Origin of the sequence: Moorena sp. SIO4G3 (assembly GCF_010692305.1) — a bacterium.
GTDB lineage: Bacteria > Cyanobacteriota > Cyanobacteriia > Cyanobacteriales > Coleofasciculaceae > Moorena > Moorena producens_A.
The window spans coordinates 18,865-29,438 of the sequence record NZ_JAAHIG010000079.1; the positions used below are offsets into that span (position 1 = coordinate 18,865).

The following is a 10,574-nucleotide window of genomic DNA, read 5'->3' on the forward strand; positions in this document are numbered from 1 at the left end:
GCTATAACCCCTTATTATAGGAAATGGTTGGGTATAACACCTCGACCCAACCTACCTGTTCGATTACCAGTTATATATCCCCGACTGGATAAAAATTAGTTGAAGGGAAATGGTTTTGTCTGAACTCTTGGATTACCATTATTGTTATCGAAGAAACAAATATGTTGAAAAGGAACCTGTGACCAACCAGTAACATCTTCAGTCAGTGGTTCGGAAGAAATAATAACAGAGCGTACATCTTCATCTGCTGCAGATTGCATCTTAAAACCATCATAATCTCCAAAATTTTTGCCCTTCAATGACCAAACAGGACTCTTGAGGAGGTAGAATGCATCTTTTTCACTATCGTTTTTCAGCTCTTGTAATTCTTCATTTGTTAATTTTTGCCAGTCACCTGGTACATCTAGCTGTCGGTTATAGCCAATCCCGAGATTGGCAACTAATAAATCATTACTATCTGCCAGGAACAATTTTAGAACACTGATTCCTTCACAATTGTACTCAGTTTTAACATCAAGAATAATTTTAACTGTCTTGTTGATAGCATCTAGAATTTCATCAACAGACAAATCCTTGGTCGGATCATCGACCTGTGACATAATTAGAGCATAGATTACCTCAGTATCGGTACTTCCCTCTAGATTCTGGATAATTTCTGGTCTGCACTTATTTAATAAAGGGAAGCGAATCTCTTTAAACCCGTATATCCAGCCATTGTGTGCTAAAGCTAAACGGAATCCTGGAAAAATAAACGGGTGGCAATTATGCTCATGGACAACCGCTTCATAAGTGTAGTATGCTGCTCGGATGTGGGATAAAAGTAAATTAGTCTCATGACTCTCACACAAAGACTTTAAATTTCTGTCATAAAAAGGTGGTTTAGTTCCTTTATAGAGGAAAGGATAATTGGCGGTGAGAGTGTCTTTTTTCCAAGTAGCTAGTCCGAACCCTGCTAACTGTACCATATGATGGTAATCTGAATCGTAACTTTGATTAACCAAAGAATTATCAGGTTCGAGGATTAACTTGGAAATTGGTAAAGGTTCTCCAATATATCCCAGTACTCTGCACATAGATGCTATCCTTGATGTCATTATTTGTAGAGTTCAGGGAAAGTATATCGTATAAGTGACAGTTGGTGGTTAGGAATGTTGTACTGATATCTCTCACCATTGTGATTAATCCTATGATGGACAGTGACTAGGTAAGCTATCAGCGTGTCGCGTATCAGCGTGTCGCGTATCAGCGTGTCGCGTATCAGCGTGTCGCGTATCAGCGTGTCGCGTATCAGCGTGTCGCGTATCAGCGTGTCGCGTATCAGCGTGTCGCGTATCAGCGTGTCGCGTATCAGCTATCAGTTTGTGAATGAAACAGGTAACCATTTTTTGATCTGAGTGAAGTCACAGGCTGGAAGCCTGTGCCACGAAGCTGACCGCTGACCGCACCTCAAGTAGCACCATCTGTAGCGCATATACTTACCAACTATCTTCATTGTCGAAGCTGGGGAGATGGGGAGATGGGGTAGACTGGGGAGATGGGGTAGACTCGCTCACAGTAACATCCTCTACCTGGGAAGGTTCACTCTTTCTTTCTTTAGCCAGTTGCTCAACAGTATCACTAATCACAACCGTTAAGTTTTCGCGGGTTTGAGCATGGTTGGCTTGCTCAGTCTTTAAGGCATCGATTAAGCGATCGCGTTCTGCCATGACTGACTTAAGGGTTGCCCTTAGTTCCTCAACCGTTTGCAGTTGTTCCACATTCTGGTCAATACTCGATACCGTCTCCAGTTGATCGGATTTGAGTTGAAATCCGTCTTGTTGTAATTTTTGCAGTTGACCCTTGAGAGTTTCGATTTGCTCTTGAGCGAGTTGGCTTTCGATACGCCGTTGCTGAGCTTCAGTATTATATAACTGACGCCAATGAGCTGCACTTTTATCCGCAGCTTGGCACTCTTTAATGCTATCGGCCAGCTGCTGCTTCAGTTCTTTGATTTGGGCTAACCATTCGGTAAGCGACCCATTGCTGCTCATCAACAACTACTCCATCGGCTATAGCAGTGATCAAATAAAATATAATCAAATTTAATCACGGTTGAGGGGTGAGGGATGTAAGCATATGCGCTATGGCCATAAACTGTTCCCTTAATGTGGCCACAGGCTGATAGCTGATACGCGACACGCGCTATAGCCTACTGAGGGTTAACGGTCAACTGTCAATAAAATAGTAAAGTGTGTCGATTAAATTACTGAACACTAATAATGGGCAAACTACGGGTAAAATTGGCAAATTAATTTGTAGCAAGCCCCTGCTCACACCAGAACTTATGCTATCTAAGGGTTTTTTTCGTTTCTTCCGTTTCTTTGGTTACCTGAATCTGGTAACCCTAAGGAAGACTTTCAACCGTGCGATGGAACGTCGCTTAATGGGTCTATCTGCTGAAATGGCATATAACGCCATGTTAGCTCTGTTTCCAGCAATTTTAGCAATTCTGACAGCGATTGGCTTGTTTGAATATTCCTTACAACTAACCTGGTACCAGCACTCGCCCGAGCTGAGTCAAGCGGCCCAGGAGCAAGCTCTGAAAATGATGAGCGAAGTGGGTCCGGCTCAGGCGGTGCAGCCAATTCAGGAATTTACCGAGCAAATTCACCTCAGCACCAATAGCAGTCTATTTTCCCTGAGTTTTATCGTAGCCATTTGGGTATCTTCTGGGGCACTGAGTGCAGCGATGGATGCCCTTGATCACATCCACCACATCCCCCGAGAGCAACAACGACCCTTTTGGAAAGCTAAGTTGATTTCTCTGGGCTTAACCATGGGTAGTATCATACTGCTAGTGATTGCATCGTTTTTGGTATTTATCAGTCACTGGGTGCTAAAAACAGTCGTTGATACCAGTGGAGCTTCCATCTTGCTGACACTATGGAGTCTGTTGAGCTGGCCCGTAGCCTTGAGTATGGTGGCGGCATCCTTTGCCTTTATCTACCGCTACGGACCAAGCCGTTGGCAGATCGGAACACCGATATTGCCAGGAGCAGTTTTAGCAGCCATTTCCTGGGCAGTGGCTTCAGGATTGTTTCGGCACTACGTTGCTGCGAATTTCAGCAATTACAACAAAGTCTATGGTACCGTAACAGCCATAATTATCTTACAGCTTTGGCTTTACATGACTTCCCTGGTACTGTTATTGGGAGACCAGTTGAATGTGATAGTAGGAGAAGCAATGGAAGCATCCCATCGCAGACCTAGATCAAGAAGAAAATTAGCTAAGGCCAAAAAACCATGATATCAGCTGAAACACTTTTGAGAATTGAGAATGTAGAATGAATAATTGAGAATTGAGAATGGAGAATTGAGAATTCACCATTCACCATTCTGCCTTCTAGATTTTGCCTTCTAGATTTTGCCTTCTAGATTTTGCCTTCTACATTCTACATTCTTCATTCTACATTCTGACAAACAACCTTCAACCTATAGAAGCCCATGAGGAATGATCGCAAAACATCGACCTTAAGGCGTGTACGTCGGGTAAGCTACCTACTGGACAATGCTATTCCTATCCCAGGAACAGGTTATCGGATTGGTTTAGATCCCATCATCGGTCTGTTGCCAGGGGGGGGCGACTTTGTGGCAACTATCATTTCATCATATATTGTGGTAGAAGCAGCACGACTGGGAGTGTCTCGATCTACCTTGGTGGAGATGGTGCTAAATATCCTTCTTGAGACAGTTAGTGGTTCTATACCGGTCTTAGGGGATCTGGTGGATGCGGCCTGGAAGGCAAATGTCAAAAATGTAGAGTTGTTAGAGAAAGAACTAAATGTATCATCATCAACACCACAAAAATCCGATTGGTTGTTTCTTATCTTACTGTTGGCAGGGTTGGCTGTAGTTTTGGTAGTTGCTGTGGGGATTAGTCTTGCGATCGTAGCCTGGGTGATTACGGCAATTACTAGCTGAGCAACAATGTCTGGGGTTGCTGAATGGGAGTGAGAAGACACAAACAATGGAAGAAAAACAATTAGCTCAATTTTCCCTAGCGGATGGAACTACATTTCTCGTAGAAGTGGAAAAACCAGAAAGCCGTGGCATTGAGCGAGTCAGCCTGGGAGGAAAACAAGTCCTTAAGGCACGGCAGACCTTTGAAGAAGCCCTAGATCAAATCAAACCGGTTGCTTCTGCGGTTATCACCAAATTGCGGGACCTCAACCAACCCGCCGATGAAGTGGAGGTAAAATTTGGTTTGAAATTGACGGCGGATGCGGGAGCGGTGTTTGCCTCTGTGGGTGGCGAAGTCAGCTATGAAATTACCTTGAAATGGAGCAGTAATAAGAATCAGGGCAAGTAGAGGATAAATTAAATCAATGGATTTTAATGCCCATAAAATGTCAATTATTCGGCTCTTTAATCAAGACCAAGTAGTTGGTATTGGCTTTCTGGTATCTGAACACTATGCGTTAACCTGTGCTCATGTCGTGGCAGAAGCATTGTCAATTTATAGCACCACACAGAGCCGCCCTAAGGGAGAAATAAGCGTTGATTTTCCTTTGCTTAATGGCACAAATAAATTTTCGGCGAGGGTTATTTGCTGGCATCCTGAATCTCCTTTAGAAGATTCCGAGGAAGCGATAGAAGATATTGCGGTTTTGAAACTTGATCAGCTTCCTGCTTCTGCTCACCAGACTCGCCTGATCTTATCAGAAAATATTGCAAATAATCGATTTAAAGTATTTGGCTGTCCTAGGAAAGTTCCGTTTGGGGTTTGGGCAACTGGGGTATTGTCAGAGCAAAATGCTAAACAATGGTTTCAACTGGAAGATACTAAGGTAACTGGATACGGGATTGAACCAGGATTTAGTGGTTCTCCGGTTTGGGATGAAAAATTGCAGGGAGTGGTGGGGATGGTAGTTGCCGCAGACCGCAAGCGAGAAACGACAAAAGTCGCGTTTATGATTCCGACAAAAATTTTAGTGAAGGCTTGGGTAGATTTGGAGTCAATTGTTATCCGAACTCAGGAAATAGAAAAACCAGTTAAGCCACGGTTGTCACCATTTAGGATAAGTTGTCTGGAACAAGAAAAAAAAGATTTAGAAGAAAAAATTAGGAACATTTTTAATCAAATGGGATTCCATGATCCCGCGTCAAATGAATATAAAAATCTCAAAAAGATAACTGAAGAATATTTTTCAGATCTTGAGAAAATTGAAAATAAATTATCTAGTTTTTAGCTTTTTAGGTATTTGATAATTTAAAATAAATGAATCGTAGAGAGTTTTTGGAACAAGAAAAAAAAGATTTAGAAGAAAAAATTAGGAACATTGTCATCCAAATGGGATTCAGTGATCCTGCCTCAATTAAATATAAGAATTTAAAAAAGGAAAGTGACATATATTTTTCTGACCTTGAGAAAATTGAATTTGATATTAGTTCATATCAACACTCATCATTAACCAACAATCAAAGAGGAAATCGCTTTGACAAAAAGCTACCAAAGATTGATTTTAGCAAACCGAGAAATCTAATTAATAAAATTATCGAAAAATTTGCTAGTACTCGTAAGGGAGGCTCGGCTTTTTTTTTAATTGAAAATATCAAGGAAACTAAAGGAGAATTATTGGTTTATGACATTCGAGACGATCTAAGCAAAGACAGTGATGACTGGAGACATTACCCGATTAATGTGATAGCGAATAATATTGTAGATGAACAAAGTTTATTAAGTGCGATCGCAAACTTTATACCTAACTCTGATTCGGAGACTCAAACAGTTGATAATCCTCAACAAGAGGCTATCAATATTATTGATAAAATCACGAATGGATTGCAAGTTGGAAGTCTTGTTTTTTTTGAATTGAATGATTGGGATGCTCTTGGGGAAAATCAAGATTCATTATTATCCTGGTTTATGGAGTATTTTTGGATTCCTCTAACTAAAAAACAGTCTCAACTATCTCAGAAGTATGCAAATATTAGAATTATCCTTTTTCTGACCACTAGTTATTCTTGTTTGTCAGAGGAATGTCAATACTTACCTCATTTCTGTCCAACCTTAAAATTCAATAAGCAAAAAATTTTTAAATTGTCTTTACCAATAACATGGACCCATAAAGATATTCGTGAATGGATTGAAGATACTTATAAATATTCTATTCAAAAAAGCTTGCTTGAGTCAAAATACATCTTTGATTATTCTAAAGGAAATCCAGAAAAAACCTGTTACATGTTGAAACAAAAATTTAATAAACTTTAGTTATAGCCTATGAATCCTCCTAAGTACATCTTCCAGGGCAATCCAAAACATCGACCTAAACAATGTCATCCAGATTCTCCCACAGAATTAGAACCCTATATTGCCGACAGCGAATTAATTGAAGCCGTAAATTTGGCAATTTTTATGAAAAGACCCCTGTTAATTGAAGGAGAATCGGGATGTGGTAAAACCCGATTAGCAGTGGCAGTGGCTTATGAATTAGGGTTACCCTTTTATCGCTGGGATATTCGTTCAACCACCAAAGTCCAAGAAGGATTATATGAATACGATGCCATTTTGCGCTTGCATGATGTCCAAACCCAAAACTTAACCCCGTCTATTAATCCGAAAACTGGACAACCGAGAAATCCTCAAGAACCAAACGATTACTGTGAACTAGGTCCCCTGGGAAAAGCCTTTCAATCCCACGACTATCCGGCAGTGTTGCTAATTGATGAAATTGACAAGGCTGATGTAGATTTCCCCAATGATTTACTGTCGATATTGGATAAACCTTGGAAATTTTTTATTCGGGAAACAGGAGAAATCATTGAGGCGAATCAAGAGCAACTACCAATTATCATTATTACCAGTAATAAAGAAAAAGGCAGTCTCCCCTCTCCCTTCTTACGCCGCTGTTTATATCACTATGTGCGTTTCCCTAGTCAACCAGAAGAGTTAGAGAAAATTGTCAAGGTTCACTATCAACAGAAACAGAAACCAGAGACCATGGCAATGCCCAAATCTGATTTAGTGACGACTGCGATCGCTAAATTTTTAAAGATACGAGAGGATAAAAGTCTGTTTAAACCTCCGGGAACCAGTGAGTTTCTGGATTGGCTGGCTGCCTTACATCACTTTAAATCGAAACCCTATGCTGTGACTAAACTCCAGCAAGATAAGACAATTCCCTATCGAGATTTAGTATTTAAATTGCGGCAAGATTGGCAAAATCCCAATTATGCAGGTTCATGATACCAATTTCCTTTAATGAGGCTACAGATCAGATCCCCCCTAGCCCCCCTTGAAAAAGGGGGGAACTGGACTTAAAGTCCCCCTTGTTAAGGAGAACTGGAGTTAAAATCCCCCTTGAAAAAGGGGGGAACTGGAGTTAAAGTCCCCCTTGAAAAAGGGGGGAACTCGACTTAAAGTCCCCCTTGAAAAAGGGGGGAACTCGACTTAAAGTCCCCCTTGTTAAGGGGGATTTAGGGGGATCTTCTACGTGTTTCACTATTTTATGAAATTGGTATGAGTAACTTTAATCCCCGCTCTCTGTTAACTCGCCTCTTTTACCGCTTGCGCCGGGATGGGTTTGCTTTGGGAATTAATGAATATTTAGCTGCCTTACAAGCTATGGAGGGCGGCTGGGGAGTGCAGGATGCCAATGCTCTCAAAAAACTCCTGCGATCGCTTTGGTGTCATTCCTTAGCCCAACAAGACCATTTAGAAGTCATTTTTTCTTCCATTAGGGCAGAAGAAAGCCAAGAAGACGCAAAACCAAGGGAAATTCCCTCAGAATCATCTGAATCATCGTCCTCCCCTAAGAATCCCCCTGCTTTCTCCCCTAGGGAACAGCTTACCTCAAAGGTAGAATCTCCTACTCCAGTTCCTGAATTATCTTTACTGCCGGTCAAATCATCAATCAATTTATTAGAACACACAGAAGACCGGGATTTCCAAGCTTATTATCCCATTTCTCGCAGGTATATGGTTTATAGCTGGCGTTATTTGCGGCGGATGGTGGCAGATGGTAGAGAAGATGTTCTGGATGTGGAAGGGACAATTGCCAAGGTCTGCCAACAGGGATTTTTTTTAAAGCCGAAATACAGCCGACGGGAGCAAAATCACGCTGATTTGCTCTTGTTGCTGGATCAGGAAGGCTCTATGACTCCCTTTCACCGCTTTACGCGAGATTTAGTCGAAACCGCCCAACACGACAGTAATATCCATCGGGTGCGGGTGGGCTATTTCCACAATGTTCCCGCAGAGTATCTTTATAAAGACCCTTATCTAACCGAAAAGGTAAAGTTTGAGTGGATTTTGGCAGACTCCGATGGGGATACCAGTGTTTTAATTGTCAGCGATGGGGGAGCAGCTCGTGGCGATCGCCGTTCCGAAAGATTTTCAGCAACCGCTGAAGTTTTGTGGCACATTAGACAGCATACCAAGTTAATTGCCTGGTTGAATCCCGTTCCCTCTGAACGCTGGCAAGGAAGCACTGCCCAATTTATCGCTCATTTAGTACCAATGTACCCCCTCGATCCTCATGGGTTAAATCAAGCGATCGCAAAGATTCGTTAAGATCTATGACAACGTCCTCATTTGACCAATTAACCGAAGAAATAGCCAACCAACAAATTGAACGATTTGTTGCCAGGTTTCAGCCCAACTATCGCTATCTAGCTTGTCATTGCGCCTTGCCCTTGGTCTTGACTCCGGAATTGGTCAATTATATCCGAGTGCAATTTTTACTGAACGAGGAAGTGCCTTGGATAGCAGAAGCAGATTTACTGTTATCGGAGTTATGCCGTCCAGTTGGTTATGAATTATATGCCATGACTCCGGCGGTACGGTCTAATTTATTGGCACAATTTGAAACACCAGAATTTCAGCACAAATTTGGCACAAATCGCCTCAAATCCGTTGCCCAATTGCTGATGGACTACGTGACTTATTTAATGGGAACCAATCCCCCTAGCCGACAGCGAGAATTCCAGGCACAACAATGGGCAGCCATGGTGTATTTAGATCAACATCGCACTAAAGCAGAAGAGGAGATTGCCACAGCCCTACAAGGATTGGTTCACCGAGGAAAAAATGGACAGGCAGAATTAGCCCGATTACAGCGTCTAATTCAAGAATTTAGACCCCAGTTGAGTCAATATGACTCCTTAATGAAATTTGCTCAATCCCTCGGAATCTGGCTCAACGGTAAAATTCCCCCTGATGCTAGTCAATCCTATGGTGTTCATGGGGTAAACCTTAGCCTTAATCAAGTCACTCAGCTTGAAGGTTTTCCACCCATGCAAACCTTTGAATGTGAGGTGGTAATCATTGGGCTGGGAGCAGAAACAGAGATATTCCCAGAGATTGAGCTAGAACCTTTTGAGTTTGAAGTGGCAACTATTGAGTGGAAACAAACAGGCTGGTTCAGAAGAAAACCAGAACTAATCATCAACCGTCATCAGCAACAAGCTGATGGTTTTACCGAAGATTTGGGGAATGGACTTGAGCTAGAGATGGTTGCCATTCCTGAAGGAAGCTTTATCATGGGTTCCCCAGAAACCGAAGAGGGGCATAGAGACAGTGAAAGTCCCCAGCATCAAGTCGCGGTTAAATCCTTCTTGATGGGCAAATACCCAGTTACCCAAGCCCAATGGCAAGCCGTCGCCGACCTACCCCAAGTCAACAGAGAACTTAAACGCGATCCATCCCATTTTAAAGGTAAAAACCGACCTGTAGAGCGAGTCTCTTGGGATGATGCAGTGGAGTTTTGTGAGCGGCTGTCCCAGTATACGAAACGCCCTTATCGCTTGCCCAGTGAAGCCGAGTGGGAGTATGCTTGTCGAGCAGGTACAACTACTCCGTTTCATTTTGGAGAGACGATTACTACAGAGTTTGCTAACTATAATGGCAAGTATACTTATGGCTCTGGTTCCAAAGGCAAATATACTCAGAAAACAACCCCAGTGGGGAGTTTTGGGGTAGGGAATGACTTTGGACTCTACGATATGCATGGGAATGTGTGGGAGTGGTGTGCAGACCATTGGCACTCAAACTATAAAGGTGCGCCGAGAGATGGCAGTGCCTGGCTTGATGAGTCTGACAATGATAATAAAAATGATAATAAGCGGCGTCTTTTGCGGGGTGGTTCCTGGGTCGACGACCCTGGTATCTGCCGTTCTGGGTCTCGCTACTACTTTAATCCCGGCCTCTGGCTCGTCGACTCTTTTGGTTTTCGTGTGGTGTGTGGGTGTGGGTGAACTCCGTAACCCTTTACCCTTTTGCCTTTTTGCCCTTTGCCCTGTTTTTTTTCTTCTTGTGGAACAGGCTTCTAGCCTGTTGCTGGAATAGGCTGCCTGTGTCAATCTCAATAACTAGTAATATATCACTGGCAAGATGCCAGTTCCACTTGTAGAATCACTGGCAAGATGCCAGTTCCACCTGTAGAATCACTGGCAAGATGCCAGTTAAAATTGTAGAACCACTGGCAAGATGCCAGTTCCACCTGTAGAACCACTGGCAAGATGCCAGTTCCACCTGTAGAACCACTGGCAAGATGCCAGTTCCACCTGTAGAACCACTGGCAAGATGCCAGTTCCAC

At 42.6% G+C, this 10,574-nt stretch carries 11 protein-coding genes; 8 read left to right on the forward strand and 3 right to left on the reverse strand.

The window, feature by feature from the left end; all coding sequences use genetic code 11:
- Nucleotides 1-95 precede the first annotated feature (95 nt).
- Both F6J99_RS16250 and F6J99_RS16255 read right to left on the reverse strand, forming a co-directional pair.
- Nucleotides 96-1,073 (reverse strand): class II glutamine amidotransferase, encoded by a 978-nt coding sequence (locus F6J99_RS16250; RefSeq protein ID WP_293113826.1) that lies wholly within the window; start codon nucleotides 1,071-1,073, stop codon nucleotides 96-98.
- 402 nt (nucleotides 1,074-1,475) lie between these two features.
- Nucleotides 1,476-2,030: a hypothetical protein gene (locus tag F6J99_RS16255; RefSeq protein WP_293113827.1), complete on the reverse strand. Its 555-nt coding sequence runs from the start codon at nucleotides 2,028-2,030 to the stop codon at nucleotides 1,476-1,478.
- 200 nt (nucleotides 2,031-2,230) lie between these two features.
- Between F6J99_RS16255 and F6J99_RS16260 the strand changes: the two genes are divergently transcribed.
- The 8 genes from F6J99_RS16260 (at nucleotide 2,231) to F6J99_RS16295 (ending at nucleotide 10,233) form a co-directional block, all read left to right on the forward strand.
- Nucleotides 2,231-3,286 (forward strand): YihY/virulence factor BrkB family protein, encoded by a 1,056-nt coding sequence (locus F6J99_RS16260; RefSeq protein WP_293113828.1) that lies wholly within the window; start codon nucleotides 2,231-2,233, stop codon nucleotides 3,284-3,286.
- Between the two features lie 197 nt (nucleotides 3,287-3,483).
- Nucleotides 3,484-3,960, forward strand: a complete 477-nt coding sequence (locus F6J99_RS16265) for a DUF4112 domain-containing protein (RefSeq protein WP_070391092.1) — start codon at nucleotides 3,484-3,486, stop codon at nucleotides 3,958-3,960.
- Between the two features lie 46 nt (nucleotides 3,961-4,006).
- The gene (locus F6J99_RS16270) at nucleotides 4,007-4,348 is read left to right on the forward strand and encodes a CU044_2847 family protein (protein ID WP_293113829.1); all 342 of its coding nucleotides are present in this window, start codon (nucleotides 4,007-4,009) and stop codon (nucleotides 4,346-4,348) included.
- A 16-nt stretch (nucleotides 4,349-4,364) separates the two neighbouring features.
- Nucleotides 4,365-5,228, forward strand: a complete 864-nt coding sequence (locus F6J99_RS16275; protein ID WP_293113830.1) for a trypsin-like peptidase domain-containing protein — start codon at nucleotides 4,365-4,367, stop codon at nucleotides 5,226-5,228.
- A 29-nt stretch (nucleotides 5,229-5,257) separates the two neighbouring features.
- Nucleotides 5,258-6,250, forward strand: coding sequence for a hypothetical protein (locus tag F6J99_RS16280; protein WP_293113831.1), 993 nt, complete (start codon nucleotides 5,258-5,260; stop codon nucleotides 6,248-6,250).
- 9 nt (nucleotides 6,251-6,259) lie between these two features.
- Entirely contained in the window at nucleotides 6,260-7,225 is a 966-nt protein-coding gene (locus F6J99_RS16285; RefSeq protein ID WP_293113832.1) for a MoxR family ATPase, read from the forward strand.
- 273 nt (nucleotides 7,226-7,498) lie between these two features.
- Nucleotides 7,499-8,551, forward strand: coding sequence for a VWA containing CoxE family protein (locus F6J99_RS16290; RefSeq protein ID WP_293113833.1), 1,053 nt, complete (start codon nucleotides 7,499-7,501; stop codon nucleotides 8,549-8,551).
- A gap of 5 nt (nucleotides 8,552-8,556) precedes the next feature.
- Nucleotides 8,557-10,233: a formylglycine-generating enzyme family protein gene (locus F6J99_RS16295; protein ID WP_293113834.1), complete on the forward strand. Its 1,677-nt coding sequence runs from the start codon at nucleotides 8,557-8,559 to the stop codon at nucleotides 10,231-10,233.
- Between the two features lie 125 nt (nucleotides 10,234-10,358).
- Here the strand turns inward: F6J99_RS16295 and F6J99_RS16300 are convergent.
- Nucleotides 10,359-10,574, reverse strand: a 216-nt coding sequence (locus F6J99_RS16300) for a hypothetical protein (RefSeq protein ID WP_293113835.1), incomplete at its 5' end; no start/stop codon positions are given.

Coding starts and splice junctions, on each gene's coding strand:
- F6J99_RS16250 (WP_293113826.1), bottom strand. CDS start 1,073: ATGTGCAGAGTACTGGGATATATTGGAGAACCTTTACCAATTTCCAAG.
- F6J99_RS16255 (WP_293113827.1), bottom strand. CDS start 2,030: ATGAGCAGCAATGGGTCGCTTACCGAATGGTTAGCCCAAATCAAAGAA.
- F6J99_RS16265 (WP_070391092.1), top strand. CDS start 3,484: ATGAGGAATGATCGCAAAACATCGACCTTAAGGCGTGTACGTCGGGTA.
- F6J99_RS16270 (WP_293113829.1), top strand. CDS start 4,007: ATGGAAGAAAAACAATTAGCTCAATTTTCCCTAGCGGATGGAACTACA.
- F6J99_RS16275 (WP_293113830.1), top strand. CDS start 4,365: ATGGATTTTAATGCCCATAAAATGTCAATTATTCGGCTCTTTAATCAA.
- F6J99_RS16280 (WP_293113831.1), top strand. CDS start 5,258: ATGAATCGTAGAGAGTTTTTGGAACAAGAAAAAAAAGATTTAGAAGAA.
- F6J99_RS16285 (WP_293113832.1), top strand. CDS start 6,260: ATGAATCCTCCTAAGTACATCTTCCAGGGCAATCCAAAACATCGACCT.
- F6J99_RS16290 (WP_293113833.1), top strand. CDS start 7,499: ATGAGTAACTTTAATCCCCGCTCTCTGTTAACTCGCCTCTTTTACCGC.
- F6J99_RS16295 (WP_293113834.1), top strand. CDS start 8,557: ATGACAACGTCCTCATTTGACCAATTAACCGAAGAAATAGCCAACCAA.